16 protein-coding genes are annotated in these 16,875 nt (G+C 65.7%); 9 read left to right on the top strand and 7 right to left on the bottom strand.

Annotation, left to right across the window (positions count from 1 at the left end; translation table 11 throughout):
• The first annotated feature begins 337 nt into the window (after positions 1-337).
• The 8 genes from antA (at position 338) to FHR94_RS09025 (ending at position 6,943) form a co-directional block, all read left to right on the top strand.
• On the top strand, positions 338-1,723 hold the full coding sequence (gene antA, locus FHR94_RS09060; protein WP_183325319.1) for an anthranilate 1,2-dioxygenase large subunit: 1,386 nt from the start codon (positions 338-340) through the stop codon (positions 1,721-1,723).
• A gap of 3 nt (positions 1,724-1,726) precedes the next feature.
• A complete protein-coding gene (gene antB / locus FHR94_RS09055; protein WP_183325318.1) occupies positions 1,727-2,212 on the top strand; it encodes an anthranilate 1,2-dioxygenase small subunit in 486 nt (161 codons plus the stop codon).
• Positions 2,213-2,231: 19 nt separating this feature from the next.
• On the top strand, positions 2,232-3,245 hold the full coding sequence (antC, locus tag FHR94_RS09050; RefSeq protein WP_183325317.1) for an anthranilate 1,2-dioxygenase electron transfer component AntC: 1,014 nt from the start codon (positions 2,232-2,234) through the stop codon (positions 3,243-3,245).
• Positions 3,246-3,272: 27 nt separating this feature from the next.
• Positions 3,273-3,542: a dioxygenase family protein gene (locus tag FHR94_RS09045; RefSeq protein ID WP_425485364.1), complete on the top strand. Its 270-nt coding sequence runs from the start codon at positions 3,273-3,275 to the stop codon at positions 3,540-3,542.
• 59 nt (positions 3,543-3,601) lie between these two features.
• Entirely contained in the window at positions 3,602-4,585 is a 984-nt protein-coding gene (locus FHR94_RS09040) for a TRAP transporter substrate-binding protein (protein ID WP_183325316.1), read from the top strand.
• 55 nt (positions 4,586-4,640) lie between these two features.
• A complete protein-coding gene (locus tag FHR94_RS09035) occupies positions 4,641-5,189 on the top strand; it encodes a TRAP transporter small permease (protein ID WP_183325315.1) in 549 nt (182 codons plus the stop codon).
• Complete coding sequence (locus FHR94_RS09030; RefSeq protein WP_183325314.1) at positions 5,186-6,445, top strand: TRAP transporter large permease; 1,260 nt, start codon at positions 5,186-5,188, stop codon at positions 6,443-6,445. Before FHR94_RS09035 ends, FHR94_RS09030 begins: the two co-directional genes overlap by 4 nt.
• Before the next feature lie 123 nt (positions 6,446-6,568).
• Positions 6,569-6,943, top strand: a complete 375-nt coding sequence (locus FHR94_RS09025) for a DnaJ family domain-containing protein (protein WP_183325313.1) — start codon at positions 6,569-6,571, stop codon at positions 6,941-6,943.
• Between the two features lie 104 nt (positions 6,944-7,047).
• On the opposite strand, the gene FHR94_RS19470 is transcribed toward FHR94_RS09025, so the two are convergent.
• Together FHR94_RS19470 and FHR94_RS09020 are read right to left on the bottom strand one after the other, a co-directional pair.
• Positions 7,048-7,176, bottom strand: a complete 129-nt coding sequence (locus tag FHR94_RS19470; RefSeq protein WP_221188432.1) for a putative transporter small subunit — start codon at positions 7,174-7,176, stop codon at positions 7,048-7,050.
• A 65-nt stretch (positions 7,177-7,241) separates the two neighbouring features.
• A complete protein-coding gene (locus FHR94_RS09020; RefSeq protein WP_246389876.1) occupies positions 7,242-8,960 on the bottom strand; it encodes a sodium:solute symporter family protein in 1,719 nt (572 codons plus the stop codon).
• A gap of 769 nt (positions 8,961-9,729) precedes the next feature.
• On the opposite strand from FHR94_RS09020, the gene FHR94_RS09015 reads away from it, so the two are divergent.
• Positions 9,730-11,052, top strand: coding sequence for a DUF2252 domain-containing protein (locus tag FHR94_RS09015; RefSeq protein WP_183325312.1), 1,323 nt, complete (start codon positions 9,730-9,732; stop codon positions 11,050-11,052).
• Here the strand turns inward: FHR94_RS09015 and FHR94_RS09010 are convergent.
• The 5 genes from FHR94_RS09010 to dctP form a co-directional block, all read right to left on the bottom strand.
• The gene (locus FHR94_RS09010) at positions 11,043-12,560 is read right to left on the bottom strand and encodes a malonate--CoA ligase (RefSeq protein WP_183325311.1); all 1,518 of its coding nucleotides are present in this window, start codon (positions 12,558-12,560) and stop codon (positions 11,043-11,045) included. The genes FHR94_RS09015 and FHR94_RS09010 overlap by 10 nt on opposite strands.
• Positions 12,557-13,912, bottom strand: a complete 1,356-nt coding sequence (locus FHR94_RS09005; protein ID WP_183325310.1) for a malonyl-CoA decarboxylase — start codon at positions 13,910-13,912, stop codon at positions 12,557-12,559. Before FHR94_RS09005 ends, FHR94_RS09010 begins: the two co-directional genes overlap by 4 nt.
• A 16-nt stretch (positions 13,913-13,928) precedes the next feature.
• On the bottom strand, positions 13,929-15,263 hold the full coding sequence (locus FHR94_RS09000; protein ID WP_183325309.1) for a TRAP transporter large permease: 1,335 nt from the start codon (positions 15,261-15,263) through the stop codon (positions 13,929-13,931).
• 2 nt (positions 15,264-15,265) lie between these two features.
• Positions 15,266-15,784, bottom strand: coding sequence for a TRAP transporter small permease subunit (locus FHR94_RS08995; protein ID WP_221188431.1), 519 nt, complete (start codon positions 15,782-15,784; stop codon positions 15,266-15,268).
• A 75-nt stretch (positions 15,785-15,859) separates the two neighbouring features.
• The gene (dctP, locus tag FHR94_RS08990) at positions 15,860-16,858 is read right to left on the bottom strand and encodes a TRAP transporter substrate-binding protein DctP (RefSeq protein ID WP_183325308.1); all 999 of its coding nucleotides are present in this window, start codon (positions 16,856-16,858) and stop codon (positions 15,860-15,862) included.
• Between the last annotated feature and the right edge of the window lie 17 nt (positions 16,859-16,875).

The raw sequence follows: 16,875 nt of genomic DNA, 5'->3' as shown, positions 1-16,875 counted from the left end.
TCTTGGGGCCGGCCGCTGGTTACGGCTTCTTGCGGGGTCGTCGAGACCCGTCGCCAGAGGCTTCTTGTTCGCTAGTCAGTCTTTCTGTACGCACTGCGAACTTTATTGTGCGGATTATAGCACCCTTATGCCACATCTCCCTTGGCGTGGGCCAAGGCCATAACGGCTTTTCGCCCGGGTTGCGACCAAAGTCTAGCGGCATGGCATCCGCCTGGAGGTCCGATTCGTCGGGGCGGGAGAAAAAGTGCATAGCCTTGGCTGAAGAAGCGAATAGTGGCGAGGCGAGGGCCTCCCTATGTTGGGTCACACCACGACAAGCAACATCACGGTGAGACCCATGACCGCACAACGCTCTATCGCTGAGTGGCAGCAATTCGTCGAGAACTGCCTCGATTTCCGCCCTGATGACGGCGTCTATCAGATGGCCCGGGAGATGTTCACCGACGAGGCGCTGTTTGATCTGGAGATGGAACTGATCTTCGAGAAGCAGTGGATCTTCGCCTGCCACGAGAGTCAGATCCCCAACAACAACGACTTCATCACCATGCAGGCCGGTCGCCAGCCGATGATCATCGCTCGCGACGCCAAGGGCCAGCTGCGGGCCCTGGCCAACACCTGCCAGCACCGCGGCGCGACCCTGGTGCGCACCGAGTGCGGCAACCAGTCCACCTACACCTGTCCCTTCCACGCCTGGTGCTACAAGTCCGATGGCCGCCTGGTCAAGGTCAAGGCGCCGAGCGAGTATCCGGCCGACTTCGACAAGGCGAGCCGCGGCCTCCGGCAGGCCCGTATCGAGAGCTATCGCGGCTTCGTGTTCATCAGCCTCGACGCCGAGGGCACCGAGAGCCTCGAGGACTTCCTCGGCGACACCCGGCTGTTCTTCGACATGATGGTCGAGCAGGCCGAGGACGGTGAGCTGGAGGTGCTGCCGGGCAAGTCCACCTACACCTTCAACGGCAACTGGAAGCTGCAGAACGAGAACGGCCTGGACGGCTATCACGTCAGTACCGTGCACTACAACTATGTCTCCACGGTGCAGCATCGCCGCGAACTCGAGGCGCAGCAGCACGGCGGTGGCGATACCCTCGACTACAGCAAGCTGGGGGCTGGCGACAAAGACACCGACGACGGTTGGTTCTCCTTCGCCAACGGCCACAGCCTGCTATTCAGCGACATGCCCAACCCCCAGGTGCGTCCCGGCTACGCCACGGTGATGCCGCGCATGCTCGAGATCCACCCCCGGGAGCGTGCGGAATGGACCATGCACCGACTGCGCAACCTGAACATCTACCCGAGCCTGTTCTTCATGGACCAGATCAGCTCCCAGCTGCGCATCGTGCGCCCGGTGGCCTGGAACAAGACCGAGGTGATCAGCCTGTGCCTGGGCGTGAAGGGCGAATCCGACGCCGACCGCGAGAACCGCATCCGCCAGTTCGAGGACTTCTTCAACGTCTCCGGCATGGGCACCCCCGATGACCTGGTCGAGTTTCGCGAGCAGCAGCGCGGCTTCGAGGCGCGTGCCTCCCGCTGGAGCGACATCTCCCGGGGGCATCAGGACTGGCAGTACGGCGAGACTCACAACAGCCAGGTGCTCGGTATCCGGCCGGTGATCACCGGCACCGAGTTCACCCACGAAGGGCTCTATGTCAACCAGCACGGCACCTGGCAGCGGCTGCTGCTCGAGGGCCTCGAGAAGAAAGCACTCAAGCTCCAGGAGGTGTAACTCATGAGTCTTCAGCAATCCATCGAGCAGTTCATGTACCGCCTGGCCGAGCTCTGCGATGCCCAGGACTGGGACAGCTATCTCGACCAGTTCGACCCGGGATGCGAGTTCCATATTCCCCAGTGGAAAAGCGAGTCCGAGGTCACCGTCGATCCCAAGCGCGAGATGTCGCTGATGTACTACGCCGATCGCACCGGTCTCGAGGATCGTGTCTTCCGCCTGCGCACCGGCAAGTCCGCGGCCTCCACGCCGATGCCGCGGACCCTGCACTTGATCAACAACGTCCGTCACGCCGAACAGGAAGACGGCCGCGTTCAGGTGAAGGTCAATTGGGTGACCCACTTCCATCGCTTCGGCGAGAGCGGGCACTTTTTCGGTACCGCCGACTACACCCTGCGTGTCGACGGCGATAGCTGGAAGATCCTGCGCAAGCACACGGTGCTGCTCAACGACAGGATCGATTCCGTGCTGGATTTCTACCACGTCTGATTTCGCGGGAGGGCGAGTCATGCCTAACACTGCCGCTATCGTCTTTCGCGACGGCATCACGCGCTTCGTTACCGTCGCCGATAACGAACTGCTGATGGACGCCGCCCGGCGTCACGGGGTCAATCTGCCGGTGGACTGCCGGGAAGGGGTCTGCGGGACCTGCCGCTGCCTGCGCGAGGCGGGCGAGGTCGATCTCGAGTATGTCGACGAGGAGGCGCTCACCGAGGAGGAGCTGGAGGCTGGCCATGTCCTGGCCTGCCAGGCCCGGTTGCAGACCCCGGGCTCGTTCTACTTCGACGTGGACTCCAGCCTGTGCAGCGTGGCCACCGAGGTCTTCACGGCCACCGTAGGCGACGTCCAGCGGGTTTCCGACGCCGCCGCCATTCTCGAGGTTACCCTCGACGACCCGGCCCAGGTAATGCAGTACCTGCCCGGGCAGTATGCCCGCTTGCGGGTGCCGGGCACCGACGCCTGGCGGGCCTACTCCTTCGCCACGGCCTCGGTGAAGGAGGGCCGCCTGCGCTTTCTGATTCGCCTGCTGCCCAGCGGAGTGATGAGCGATTACCTGCGCGAGCGCTGGGCGCCGGGCGATGCCATCGCCCTGGAGGCCCCACTGGGGGCCTTCTACCTGCGTGAGGTGGCGCGCCCGCTGCTGATGGTGGCCGGCGGCACCGGGCTTTCGGCCTTCCTCGGCATGCTCGAGCGGCTCGAGGAGGCCGGCGAGTGCGAGCAGCCGATCCGGCTGTGCTACGGCGTGACCCGGGAGGCCGATCTGAGTGAACTGGAGCGCCTGGAGCGGTTTACCGAGACACTGCCGGACTTTGCCTTCGAGACCATCGTCATGGATGCCTCCGACGACTGGACGGGCAAGCGGGGCGTGGTCTGCGACCTCTTCGACCCCGACTTCCTGGCCCAACCCTTCGATGCCTACCTGTGCGGTCCGCCGCCGATGATCGAGGCCTCGAAGCAGTGGCTCGAGGCGCGAGAGGTCGGCGAGCACCGGGTGTTCTTCGAGAAGTTCGTCTCGAGCTGATCCGCCAACGGCCGGAGGCCGGCGCATATCCATTTCTTCATCTCGGCGCCGGGGCACCAGCACCTGACCACCCAGATCAACCTGGCCGGTGATCCCTACACCTTCGATGACTTCGCCTTCGCCACCCGCGTGGAACTGGTGGTCAACGCCCAGCGCATCGAGGTCGCCGCCGAGGCCGACAAGCGTGGCCTGGAGGGCCCCTTTACCGAGGTGGTGTTCGACGTGGAACTGACCCGGACCGACGACGCCGAGCGGCAGAGCCGCCACAAGCGCCCGCGGGCCCTGGAAGAGGCCTGAAAGCTGGCCGTTCGGGGCCGACGCAATCAGCCACGACTACAACAAGAGAGACCAACCCCATGAACAAGCTCAAGACCCTGATGATGGCCGCGGCGGCGGCCACGCTCGCCCTGTCCGCTGTTTCCGCCCAGGCCCGCGACTTCCGCCTCGGCCTGATCACTCCCCAGCCGCATATCTGGACCCAGGAGGCGGAGGGCTTCGCCGAGACCTTGGCCGAGCGCTCCGATGGCGAGCACAGCGTCAGCATCTTCCCGGCCCAGCAGCTGGGTAACGAGGCGCAGATGGTCCAGCAGCTCCAGGCGGGCTCCCTGGACATGGCCTTCCTGACCCTGGCCGAGGTCTCCAACCGCATCCCGGACTTCGGCGCCCTGTACGCGCCCTTCCTGGTGGAAGACATCGATCATGCCGCGGCACTGCTGCGCTCGGACACGGCCGAGGGCCTGCTCGACAAGATGCCGGCCCAGGCCGGGCTGGTGGGGGTGGGCTACGGCATGGCCGGCATGCGTCAGATCCTCAGCCGCGAGCCCATCGAGTCCGCTGGGGATCTCCACGGCCTCAAGGTGCGCATTACGCCCTTCGACCCGATCCGCGACTTCTATACGGCCGTCGGGGCCGCCCCCACGCCGCTGCCGCTGCCTGCCGTCTACGATGCCCTGGCCAACGGCCAGGTCGACGCCATCGACATGGACTACGATGCCATCCGGCTGCTCAAATTCTACGAGCAGGCCGAACACCTGGTGATCTCCAACCACATGATCTTCCCCATGGTGGCGGTGATCTCCGGGCGTGTCTGGGTTCAGCTCGATGGCGAGGATCGCGAGTTGATCCGCACCGCCATGGCCGAGCATGCCGACGCCGTCCTGGCCCGCTTCCAGGAGAACCACGCTGCCTGGGGCGAGGAGCTGCGCCAGCAGCAGATCACTGTCACCGAGGCCGGGCCCGAGTTCTTCGCCGAGGCCACCGAAGCGTGGGAGTCGACCTGGGCGCCCAAGGCGCCGTCCTTGGTCACCCTGCGCGAGACGGCCGCCGAACTCGCCGAGTAACCCTTCGCCGTTCCGTGTCACGCCCCGGCCCGGTGCCGGGGCCCAGGAGGTCGACATGTTCAAACGTCTCTCTGCCGGCATCGCCCGCTGTGAGGGGGCCATCGCCGCTGGGCTGGCGGCGGTGATCAGCCTGCTGATCCTGCTCAACATCGCCACCCGCTCGATGGGCCATGCCCTCTACTGGACCGACGAACTGGCCATCCATGCCATGATCTGGATGACCTTCTTCACCACCTCGGCGGTGCTCAAGCGTCGCGAGGGCGTCGCGGTGACCCTGCTGGTCGATGCCCTGCCTAGCGGCATCCGCCAGGGACTGCACTTCTTCGTCGACGCCATGGTGCTGTTCTTCGCGCTCTTCCTGGCCGTGCTGTGCTGGCGCTGGTACGACCCGGCGACCCTCTGGGCCACCGGCTTCGATATCCAGGCCTTTCAGGGGGAGACTTTCAACTTCATGTATTCCGAAACCTCGCGCACGCTGGGTGTTCCTAAGTTCTGGGTCTGGCTGTGCCTGCCCATCTTCGCCGTCTCGCTCGCCCTGCATGCCGTGGTCAACCTAATCGACGGCCTGAAGGGGCTGGTGGGCGCGGAAAGGAGACTCGCATGACTCTCGTCGTCTTCGCCTTCCTGCTGCTGGGCGCGGTGCCCATCGCCTTGGTGCTGGCCTTCACCGCCGCCTGGTACATCGCCGATTCGGGCAACACCCTGCTGTTTGCCTCCTACCCCCAGCAGCTCTACGGGGCCATCGAAAATTATGGGTTACTCGCAATCCCGCTCTTTATGCTCGCCGGCGAGCTGATGAACGAGGGTGGACTGACCCGGCGACTGATCGACCTGGCGCGGATACTGGTCGGCGGCTTCCGTGGCGGCCTGGTCTATATCAACCTGGTGGCCAACATGATGATGGCGGCCATCGTCGGCTCGGCGGCCTCGCAGATCGCCATCATGTCCCGGGCCATGGTCCCGGCCATGGAACAGGACGGCTACGACAAGCCGTTCGCCGCGGCCATCACCGCCGCCGGCGGGCTGCTGTCGCCGATCATCCCGCCGTCGATGCTGTTCGTGCTCTACGGGGTGATGGCCCAGGTGCCCATCGCCGACATGTTCATCGCCGGCATCCTGCCGGGGCTCTTGATGGGCGGGCTCTTCTTCCTGGCCATCGCCGCGGTGGGCCTGGTGCAGCAATACCCGGTCGGCCAGTGGCCGAGCCGCGACCAGGCCAAGCGCTTTTTGGTGATGGGCCTGCCGGCGATGACCATCCCGCTGATCATCATCGGCGGCATCCTGGCAGGCCTGGCGACGCCCACCGAGTCCGCGGCCCTGGCCTCGCTCGTCGCCCTGCTGATCGGCCGCTACGTCTACCGCGATCTGACCTTCGCCCGGCTGCCGGAAATCCTTAGGCGCACCGCCTTCAATGCCGGGATGGTGATCATGCTGATCGCCGCCGCCGGCGTCTTCGGTTGGGTGATCGTCTACGAGGAGCTGCCGCAGATGGCCGCGGCCTGGATCGCCGGGCTGACCGAGGACCCCTTCACCTTCCTGATGCTGGTAGTGGGCATCCTGCTGCTGGTGGGCATGATCGTCGACGGCATCGCCGCCCTGATCCTGGTGGTGCCGATCCTGCTGCCCATCGCCCAGAACCAGTTCGATATTACCGCCTACCAGTTCGGCGTGGTGGTGTGCCTGACCCTGGTGCTGGGGCTGCTCACGCCACCGGTGGGGGCGGGACTGTTCATCGGCTCGTCGATGACCGGGGTGCCGCCGCTCAAGATCTTCTGCGCGCTCTGGCCCTTCCTGCTGATGAGCCTGCTGGCGCTGGTATTGCTGGCCTGGCAGCCCTGGCTGACCCTGGCGCTGATCTGAGGCCTCGACACCCTGGGGAGGAACGGCCATGGCGATGGTCCTGCGCGTCTCGGCCGCAATGCCCCGTCATGGTGTTAGGCTCAGGGAAGAAGGCCTCGAGCCCAGCCGTGGGGGAGGGAAGGCATGACCCTGGTCGATCGACTGGCGGAAGCCCATATCCGTCGGGCGCTAGACAGTGGCGAGCTGGATCGCTTGCCGGGTCGCGGCCGGCCGCTGGAGCTGGATGACGACAGCATGGTCCCGGAGGCGCTGCGGGCCGGCTATCGGCTGCTGAAGAACGCCGGCTTCCTGCCGCCGGAGCTGGAGCTGGTGCGCGAGATCCGCGAGGTAGAAAGCTTGATCGCGCGACTGGACCATGGCGAGGAGCGCAAGCGGGCCTGCGCCCGGCTTAACCTCTTGCACAGCCGGTTGCGGTCTAGAGGACGAGAGCCGAGCCTGCTGCTGGAACGAGGCGATTACCGGGACAGGCTGATCCGGCGTCTGGACAGGGAGGACTGAAACGGCCACCAGGACGACTCGCTGCCGGGCATCTGAAGGGATAGAAGGAAAGAGAAAGGAGAGAAAGGAGAGAAGGCTCCGCCCCCGTGGGGGCGGAGGTCAGGTCAGACCAGCTCGCGATTGTCGCGCTTGGCGTCGCGGCGGTCACGCAGCACGGCGCGGCAGATCAGGATCAGCACGCCCAGGGTGAGGGCGGGCCAGACGAGGACATAGAAGCCAAAGAGTGTTGTCATGATCGGTTTCCTCTAGGCGGCGCCGGGGACCGGCGCCGCGGGGATAGAGTGGAAAACAGGGCGGATCAGCGCTGGCCGGCAAGGGTGCCGGTGGCCAGGCCACCCGTCTCGGTCTTGGGTTTGGTCGACTTGCGATCGTCGGCCGGGGTCACGTCGTGGTAGTTACCCACGCGCTCGCCGATGGTGTCGAAGTCGAAGCGCTCCTGACGGCTGGCCAGGCTCATCACCACACACACCAGGGTGCTGGTGCCATAGGCGGTCAACGAGGCCAGCAGCACCGTGTAGTCGCGCAGGAAGCCGGTGGCGAAGACCAGCATCGCCACCAGCGCCAGCAGCCCGGCGATGAAGCCGGCGGTGCAGCCGAGGAAGCCGAACACCATCAGACCGATGATGATGCCGCCGCCGATGCTGGCCAGAACCTCGAAGAGCAGGCCGGTCGCGCCGGCCAGCGGCAGCCACTCGAAGCGGGCCAGGCAGAACATCACCATGGCCACGACCACCGAGGTGGTGAAGGCCGCATTGGTGATGCGATCCCAGAAGCAGCTGGCGATGACCGGGAAGACGATGGCGCCCCACAGCGCACCGACGAAGACCAGCATCACCAGGATATCCAGCGAGAAGCTGGCGAAGACGATACCGATCGCGGTGGCGGTGATCATGGTCAGGCGCCCCACCAGCAGCATGCGTTGCGGATCGGCCTTGCCGCGGGCGATGTTCTTGCCATAGACGTCGGCCATCATGATCGCCGACAGCGCCGAGAGGTCGGAGTCGGCGGTAGAGGAGAGCGAGCCGATCACCAGGATGAAGAACAGGGCGATGAACAGCGGCGGCAGGTAGCCGGACACCATCTGCGGGATCAGGTTGTTCATGTCGCCATTCATCGGTTCGATGCCCAGCGTCAGCGCCATCAGGCCGATCATGCCCAGGCCGATGACGATGGCGCCGTAGCCCACCGTGGCGGTGAGGAAGGTTGGCTTGATGTGATCCTCGTTGACCGCGAAGAGGCGCTGGGAAATGGTCTGGTTGCCGATGGCATAGGCCAGCACGGCGACGAAGAAGGGTGCGCCCTGGTTGAGGATGGCATCGACGGAGAAGAAGTTGGCCTGTTCAGGCGTCAGGTTGTCGAGCCCGGCGACCAGCTCAGTCGGGCCGCCCATGGCGAAGAACACGGCGGGAATGATCACCACGGCGATGGCCATCAGCGCCACCAGCTGGGCGAAGTCGGTCATTACCGAGGCGCGAAAGCCCGACCACAGGGTGTAGAGCAGCACACCGACGCCGGCGATGATCACCCCGGCCTGGAAGGAGAGCGGCGAGAGCACCGAGACCAGCGCGCCGGCCGCGGTGAAGTTGACCATCAGGCTGATGATGCTGCCGAGCACGTTGGAGATGGCCAGGATCAGCTGGCTGGAGGAGCCATGACGGGCGTGGATCAGTTCCCCCAGGGTATGGGCATTAGGGGCCAGCTTGCGGAAGCGGCGCCCGAACGGATAGATGAACAGGATCATCAACGCGCCCCACAGCCCATAGTGGATGGGGCCCGAGACGCCATAGGTGTAGCCGGAGGAGGCCGCGGCATAGAAGGAGGCGGCCCAGATCCAGGTGGCGGTCATGCTGGCGGCCCCGATGCCGAAGCCGACGCGATGGTTGGAGACCATGAAGGCGTCGGCGTCTTCCTTTTTCTTGCGGATGCCGAGCGTGAGCAGATAGGTGCCGCCGTAGAAGGCGAGCATCAGCAGGATGACCGTGAGAGTCGAGAATTGATATAGCGATGCGTTATTCAAGGGCAGTCCCTCGGTGGGTTGATCGGAAACGCCGGTACACGCCGGCGCGTGCCGGGGTGTCGGGCGCAGTGACATACAGCGCGACCGTATATGGGAGGCAGACGACGCGAACGTGCCGCTCGGCCTGACAGGGCGGGCCGAGAGCGAACAGCACGTTGTCGGCCTGGGGGCCGCGATGACGGGGGCGTCAGCGGGGCGACGCTATCCCGTGGTAGGGCGATCTGGTGGCGGGCGGCGCGGCATGCAGCGGCCCTGTTCTGCGTAATGAGGCGACATGACTTCCTTCTCTATCGTTGACGGCTCCTCTTCCTGACACGAAGAGGAGGCCTGCTTCATCGACGATATCGATGATGGCTCGAGGCAACTGATCAGGCGATCGCCACGAGGCCCCGAGCGGGCCGTTGGTGGTGGCGAGTCAACTCCTGTCCCTCGAGTCTCGCATCGTCCCCGCAAGCATGGCTTTCCGGCAGCCCGTCGGTAGGTTCGAAGACACGAAGACAGTTTCGAAGATGGCGCCACCGGAATGGAGGCAGCAAAACCAGGCCGTCCCGTGCGGGCGCCTGTCGGGACGTCGAGACGTATTGTGATGGTTCTTTCCCGGGAGCGACACTCTACTGGCCTGATAAGAAAATGTCCAATCTGTCACGACACGGGAGCTAATTGCCCCCAGTTCCCGGAAAAGCGTCGAGGGGTCCGGGCCTGCCGCTTGCCTCTCCCGCGGTGTCCTGCTTGACTGGCAGATCGTCCCGCCACCCACTGGAGCCATGGAATGCCCCAACCGCTGACCCGCCACAACCGCACGCGTCAGGTGCTCGACGCCATCGCCGCGGTCAATGCCCGGCTCTCCGACGAGGATCGGGCGGCCAAGTACGCCAAGCTGGCCGAGTCGCCGTATCGCTTCTTCCGCGGCACCAACCACCTCTACTGGGGGGATGTTTGGCACGACTGGCGCTTCGCGCTGTTCGGAGGACTGCCCGAGACTCAGACCTGGCTGCAGGGCGATGCCCACGCCTACAACTTCGGGGCCTATGGCCATCATGACGATGCCGTGCGCTACGGCATGGACGACTTCGACGATGCGCTGATCGGCGACTACCAGTATGACCTGTGGCGCCTGGCCATCAGTCTGGTACTGGACGCCCGCGAGAACGTCGGGCTCTCGGGCAAGAGGATCCACAAGGCGCTCAAGGCACTGGTGACGAGCTACCATGACGAGCTGGCCGACCATCGGGAGGGCGAGGTGCCGGGGGCGGTGACGCTGGCGACCGCCGAGGGACCGCTGGCGCCCTTCCTGGAGAAGGTGGCGAAGAAGAAGAGCCGGGCGAAGATGCTCGAGAAGTGGACCACCCTGCATGACGATGGGCGCCGCTTCGCCGAACGTCCCGACAAGATGGCCGCCCTGCCGGCGCCCTTGGCCAGCCAGCTGCGCAAGGCCATCGAAGAGGAGTACCGCCAGACCCTGAGGGGTAGTCGGGTCGAGGCCGAGGCGGAGCACTTCCGGGTCAAGGACCTGGCGCGGCGGCTCGGCGCGGGTACCGGCTCGCTAGGGCTTGATCGCTTCTATGTATTGATCGAGGGCGGACGCGACCACGAGCACGACGACGTCATCCTCGACGTCAAGCAGCAGACCCCGCCGGAGGGCTGGCGGCTGATGGACGCCGCCGAGAAGCGCGCCTGGCGAGCCGCCTTTCCCCATGAAGGCGCACGGCATGCGGCCGCCTTCACCGCCATCGCCGAGCACCCGGATCTCTACCTTGGCTGGCTGCACCTCGGCGAGACGGTGTTCTCGGTGCGCGAACGCTCGCCCTTCAAGGAGGACTTCCCGACCCACAGGCTCGACGGGGCCAAGCCTTACCGCCAACTGGTCCGGCAGTGGGGGAGGATCCTGGCCCGCGAGCACCTGCGGGGCGCGCAGGCCCTGCACCACGACGACCCATCCCGCTTCGCCCGGGCCGTCGGCGCACGTGTCGAGGGCCGGCGCGACCACTGTGTGGCGATGATAACCACGCTGGCGGTCAGCTATGCCGACTGCGTGGGCCAGGACTACCGCACCTTCGTCGAGGCCGAGCGGGGACGTGCGACTCAGCGGTAGCTGTCCTGGAACCGCTCACGTAGCTGATTCTTCTGCACCTTGCCCATGGTGTTGCGCGGCAGGCTGTCGACGAAGAACACCCGCTTGGGCTGCTTGTATTTCGCCAGCCGCCCCTGCAGGAAGTCGAGCACCCCGGCCTCGTCCAGGTCGGCGTCCGGCTGCGGGACGACCACGGCGGTGACGCCCTCGCCGAAGTCGGGATGGGGCAGGCCGATCACCGCCGACTCGACCACGCCGTCGAGCTCATCGATGACCTGCTCGACCTCCTTGGGATAGACGTTGTAGCCGCCGGAGATCACCAGGTCCTTGTCGCGGCCGACGATATGCACATAGCCGCGCTCGTCGAGCATCGCCAGGTCGCCGGTGACGAAGAAGCCGTCATCCAGCAGTTCCTCGCGGGTCTTCTCGGGCATTCGCCAGTAGCCGATGAAGACGTTGGGACCACAGACCTCGAGCATGCCGATCTCGCCTCTCGGCACCGGCTCGTGGGTCTCGCGGTCGGTGATACGGATCTCCACGCCGGGTAGCGGCAGGCCCACGGTGCCGGCGATGCGCTCGCCGTCGTAGGGGTTGGAGGTGTTCATGTTGGTCTCGGTCATGCCGTAGCGCTCGAGGATGGCGTGGCCGGTCTTCTCCTCGAAGGCCTGGTGGGTCTCGGCGGTCAGCGGTGCCGAGCCGGAGGTGAACAGGCGCATATTGGCGGTGACTTCCGGCGTCAGGCGGTCGTCGGCCACCAGCCGCGTATAGAAGGTCGGCACCCCCATCATCACCGTGCCGCGGGGCAGCTCCTCGAGGATCACGTCGATGTCGAACTTGGGCAAAAACAGCATGCTGGCGCCGGCCAGCAGGCTGACGTTGCAGGCCACGAAGAGGCCATGGGTATGGAAGATGGGCAGCGCGTGGATCAGCCGGTCGTGCTCCGTGAAGCGCCAGGCTTCGGCCAGGGTGGCCGCGTTGGAGCCCAGATTGAGGTGGGTGAGCATCGCCCCCTTGGAGCGCCCAGTGGTGCCCGAGGTGTAGAGGATAGCGGCCAGGTCGTTGTCATCGCGCTCGACGATGTCGTCGCGGGGCGTGGCCTGTGCCGCCGCCTCCATCAGGCTGCCGTCGGCCGCCGTGCCCAGGGTGGCGACCTGCGGACAACCGGTGTCCGCGGCGAGGCTGCGGGCATCGTCGAGGTTCACGGGACGACACACGAACAGGGCCGGCTCGGCGTCGCTCAGGAAGTAGTGGATCTCCTCGCCGGTATAGCCGGTATTGAGCGGCAGATAGACGCCGCCGACGCGCAGGGTGGCCAGGTAGAGCAGGATCGCCTCGGGGCTCTTGTCGACCTGCACCGCAACCCGGTCGCCCGGGGTCACCCCCAACTCGGTCAGGGCCCCGGCCAGGCGTTCGGTGGCGGTCAGCGCCTCGCGGTAGGAGTAGCCACGTCCCTCCCGGGTAGTGATGAAGGCGGCAGCGTCGCGCTCCTGCATGCGCGTGGCGAAAGTGGCGAACAGGTTCTGGTTCATTTTGCAGTCTCTCCCTTGGCCAGCTTCCTGGCCTTGCGGGCGAGGTCACGCACCTCGCTCGAACGGGCCACGGTGGCGTTGGCGGTGTAGTTCTCGTGGTTGCGCTCGATGTCGTCGAGCACGTAGAGGTAGTTGACCATCAGGCCATGAGCCTGCTTGAGTCCCTTGGGCGAGACATCCCCCAGCCAGTTGATACGGTGCAGTTCGGCGCCGTTGCCCAGGTGGAACCGCGCGACCGGGTTGAGGGGCAGGCCCCGGGCATTCTTCTCGTCGACCAGGTAACGGGCAGCCAGCGGCTTGACCACCGCCTTGAGCCGCTCGCTGCGCTCCGGGTCGCGGTGCCAGTCGGGGGCGTCGAGCTCGGCGAGGGACTCGAGCAGCGCAGGCGGCAGGGTCGCGTCGTTGCGAAGCTCGGCCAGCCACTGGGCGAAACCGGGCACCGGCGAGAGCGTCACGAAGTGCTTGAGCTGAGGAAGCTCCTGCTTGAGCTCCTGGACCACCTGCTTGATCAGGAAGTTGCCGAAGGAGATGCCGCGCAGCCCGGTCTGGCAGTTGCTGATGCCGAAGAAGGCCGCGGCATCGGCCATGTCGGGGTCGTCGACCGCGTGGCGCTCCCCCTTGAGGATCGGCTGGATGCGGTCGGGGAGCCCCTTGTGCAGCGCGACCTCGACAAAGATCAGCGGCTCGTCGCCGATCGCCGGATGGAAGAAGGCGAAGCAGCGGCGGTCGCGGGCATCCAGACGGCGGCGCAGGTCGTCCCAGTCCTGGATCTCGTGGACCGCCTCGTAGCGGATGATCTTCTCCAGGATCGAGGCCGGGGTGTTCCAGTCGATGCGCTTGAGGACCAGGAAGCCCCGATTGAACCAGGAGCCGAAGAGGTGCGCGAAGTCGGCATCGATGGCCGCGAAGCCGGGATTGTCGCGAAGCATGCGCAGCAGGTCCTCGCGCATGCGCACCAGCGCCAGGGTGCCGTCGCTGGGCAGGTTGAGGCGGCGCAGCAGCTCCTGGCGGCGCGGCTCGCAGGTATCGAACAGGGTCTGCAGGCTGCGGTTGTCGCGAGCCTCCCGGTAGCGGGCATAGGCGGTATCGATCGCCGTCGGGTCGGCGGAGAACTCCTCCGCCAGGCGCTCGAAGAACCGGCGCTTCTCGTCGTCGCCCAGGCGGGCGTACATGGCCAGGGCGCGACTGGCCATGGCGATGCTCGAGGCCTCGCCGTCGCTGGCCAGCAGGGTCCGGCAGGCGCGGATCAGTTGGGCATGGTCGGGGGTCGACCCATCGCCCTGGCGGCGCCTCAGCAGGGCATCACGCTGGGTGATGTTGTTGAACAGCTCCTGCAGGAAAGTCATGTTCATGATGTCGTCTTCTCCTTCAGCCCATGAGCAGGTCGGGCAGCCACAGGGCCAGTCCCGGGAACAGGCAGAGCAAGAGGATCCCGAGCACCATGCACAGCGCATAGGGCAGGCTGCCCGTCAGCACGTTACGCAGCGAGATATCCGGTGCAATGCTGTTGATGATGAAGAGATTGAGCCCCACCGGCGGGGTGATCAGGCCGATCTCCAGGTTGATGGTCAGCACCACCGCGAACCAGTAGGGATCGAAGTTGGCCGACAGGATGATCGGCAGCAGGATCGGTGCGGTCATCACGATCACCGCCACCGGGGGCAGGAAGAAGCCGGCCACCAGCAGGAAGACATTGATGATCCCCATCAGTACCCAGCGGTTGACCTCCAGGTCGGCGATGGCACCGGCCACGGTCTGGGTGATGAACAGTGACGACAGCGCGTAGGCGAACACCTCGGCGGCGGCGATGATCAGCATGATCATCACGCTCTCGCGCAGCGAATCGCGCATGATCAGCTTGATGGGCTTCACCTGCCACATGCGGTAGATGATGATGGCCAGCGCCAGGCACAGGAAGGCGCCCACCCCGGCGGCTTCCGAGGGCGTGGCCACGCCGCCGTAGAGGGCAAAGAGGATGCCGAGCACCACGGCCAGGAAGGGCAGCACCCTGACCAGGGCCTTGAGGTTGGCATCGACATTCTCGCGGACCGTCTGTTTGATCTTCTCGGTGGCGATGGCCATGGGGTTGCCGTAGCCGCCAGCCAGCTTGCAGGCGATCAGCGTCCAGATCATGAACAGCCCGGCGAGCATGAAGCCGGGGATCACGCCGGCGATGAACAGGCGCCCGATCGAGGTCTCGGTGGAGATGCCGTAGATGATCATGGTCACCGAGGGCGGGATCAGGATGCCCAGGGTGCCGCCCGCGGCGATACAGCCGGCGGCGACGCCGTCGGGATAGCCGCGCTTGCGCATCTCGGGGATGCCCATCTTGCCGATGGCCGCGCAGGTGGCGGGTGATGAGCCGGAGAGTGCAGAGAAGATCGTGCAGGCGCCAATGTTGGAGATCGCCAGGCCGCCGGGCAGCTTGCCGAGCCACAGGTCCAGCGAGCGATAGAGGTCGCGTCCGGTGGGCGATGACGCCACGGCCGCGCCCATCATGATGAACATGGGGATGGCCACGAAGCCGAATTCGGCAATGCGATCGAAGAAGGTCTCGCCGAAATAGGTCAGCTCGACCAGGCCGCGGTCGGCGACCAGGGCGATCAAGGAAATGGCGCCCAGGGCGAAGGCGATCGGCGTGCCGATGGCCATCAGCACGATCAGGCCGATGGCGACGAGAATGCCGGCAGTTACAGGATCCATGCTCACTCCTCCCCACGCAGGATTTCAGCGACGTACTGCAGCGTCAGCAAGGTGATGCCGACGGCCATGGGCAGCAGGGCCGGCCACAGGGGCGGGTTCCATACGGAACCGGTGGTCCAGTTGCCGTGCCAGGCCTCGGCGACATAGATCCATGAGGCGTAGGCCAGGGCGGCACAGAAGCCAAGGCCGACCAAGGAGGCCGCCAGTCGCATGAGGCGGCGCGGCCAGCCGGACAGCATGTCGGGCAGCACGGTGACGGCGACATGGCCGCCGGTCATCAGCACATAGGGACTGCCCATCAGCATCGCGGCGGTCACGGAAAAGACCGTGAACTCGGTCTGCCAACTGGTACTCTGGCCAAGGATGTAGCGCACGAACACCATCTGGCACACGACGACCACCCCGGCGACGAACAGTGCCGCGGCGAGATAGGCGGTGGCGCCAGAGAGTCTGTCCATCAGGCGTATATAGCCGCCGACGAGCCCGCTGGGCGTCGTGGCGTCGGTGTGAGAGTGTTCCATGAGGCCCTCCGATATGACGGGATGGCCGCCCTCACAGGGCGGCCGGTCGGGTCCGAGTGGATCGCAACGTCGGCGTCATTCCACCGCGAGGGCGGCGTCGATCAGGGCCTGACCGTTCTCGACATTATCGGCGAAGTTCTTGTAGGAGCTCTGCTTGGCGATCTCCAGCCAGGCGTTGTAGTCCTCCTCGCTCATGCTGACGACCTCGACGCCGTTCTCCTCGAACACCTCGACCATCTGCTGGTCGATGGCGGCGGCTTCGGCAGCGAAGAACTCCTCGGCCTCCTGGCTAGCCGACATCAGGGCCTGTTGCTGCGCCTCATCGAGCCCTTGCCAGACCTGCTCGGAGATCAGGATCGGCTCGTACATGAACCACAGGGCGTGCTCGCCGGGTTCGGTCAGGCAGTCCACCTGCTCGTAGAGGCGGTAGGAGATGAAGGACATAGAGGAGGTGTTGGCGGCGTCCAGCACGCCGGTCTGCATGGCGGTGTAGATCTCGGAGGAGGGCATCGAGGCGATCGAGGCCCCGGCGGCCTCCAGCATCTGCTCGAAGGCGGGCCCGGCGGCGCGAAAGTTCTGGCCTTCCACGGTCTCTGGCGAGGTGATGCAGTTCTGGCTGGACGCGAAGGCCCCCGAGAGCCAGGCATCGGCCAGTACCCGGGCGCCGCCTTCCTGGATGACTGCCTTGATCATGTCCATGAACTCGGAGTCGTTGAGGCGCTGGGCGTGTTCGTGGTTGCGCACCAGCCCCGGCATCAGCGTGGACGAGAACTCGGGATGTCGACCGCTGGCGTAGTCCAGTGGCAGCGCGGTGATGTCCAGGCGTCCGCGAACCAGGGCGCCCCACTGCTCGTCGGCCTTGAACAGCGACTGGCCGGGATAGACCTGGATCTCCAGGCCGACGTCGGCCTCGGCGACCTTGTCGGCCATCATCTGCACCATCTCGTCGCGCACGTCGCCCTGGCCACCAGGGAACTGGTGGGAGGCACGCAGCACGGTCTCGGCGCTGGCGGAGGAAGCGAGGACGAGCGTCATGGCGGCCGAGGCGGCGATGGGAGTGAGCTTGAATTGCATGATCTGGACTCTCCTGT

This window comes from Halomonas cerina (assembly GCF_014192215.1).
Classification (GTDB): Bacteria; Pseudomonadota; Gammaproteobacteria; order Pseudomonadales; family Halomonadaceae; genus Halomonas; species Halomonas cerina.
This window is presented reverse-complemented; position numbering and strand designations above follow the sequence as displayed.

Coding starts and splice junctions, on each gene's coding strand:
- antA (WP_183325319.1), top strand. CDS start 338: ATGACCGCACAACGCTCTATCGCTGAGTGGCAGCAATTCGTCGAGAAC.
- antB (WP_183325318.1), top strand. CDS start 1,727: ATGAGTCTTCAGCAATCCATCGAGCAGTTCATGTACCGCCTGGCCGAG.
- antC (WP_183325317.1), top strand. CDS start 2,232: ATGCCTAACACTGCCGCTATCGTCTTTCGCGACGGCATCACGCGCTTC.
- FHR94_RS09040 (WP_183325316.1), top strand. CDS start 3,602: ATGAACAAGCTCAAGACCCTGATGATGGCCGCGGCGGCGGCCACGCTC.
- FHR94_RS09035 (WP_183325315.1), top strand. CDS start 4,641: ATGTTCAAACGTCTCTCTGCCGGCATCGCCCGCTGTGAGGGGGCCATC.
- FHR94_RS09030 (WP_183325314.1), top strand. CDS start 5,186: ATGACTCTCGTCGTCTTCGCCTTCCTGCTGCTGGGCGCGGTGCCCATC.
- FHR94_RS09025 (WP_183325313.1), top strand. CDS start 6,569: ATGACCCTGGTCGATCGACTGGCGGAAGCCCATATCCGTCGGGCGCTA.
- FHR94_RS19470 (WP_221188432.1), bottom strand. CDS start 7,176: ATGACAACACTCTTTGGCTTCTATGTCCTCGTCTGGCCCGCCCTCACC.
- FHR94_RS09015 (WP_183325312.1), top strand. CDS start 9,730: ATGCCCCAACCGCTGACCCGCCACAACCGCACGCGTCAGGTGCTCGAC.
- FHR94_RS09010 (WP_183325311.1), bottom strand. CDS start 12,560: ATGAACCAGAACCTGTTCGCCACTTTCGCCACGCGCATGCAGGAGCGC.
- FHR94_RS09005 (WP_183325310.1), bottom strand. CDS start 13,912: ATGAACATGACTTTCCTGCAGGAGCTGTTCAACAACATCACCCAGCGT.
- FHR94_RS09000 (WP_183325309.1), bottom strand. CDS start 15,263: ATGGATCCTGTAACTGCCGGCATTCTCGTCGCCATCGGCCTGATCGTG.
- FHR94_RS08995 (WP_221188431.1), bottom strand. CDS start 15,784: ATGGAACACTCTCACACCGACGCCACGACGCCCAGCGGGCTCGTCGGC.
- dctP (WP_183325308.1), bottom strand. CDS start 16,858: ATGCAATTCAAGCTCACTCCCATCGCCGCCTCGGCCGCCATGACGCTC.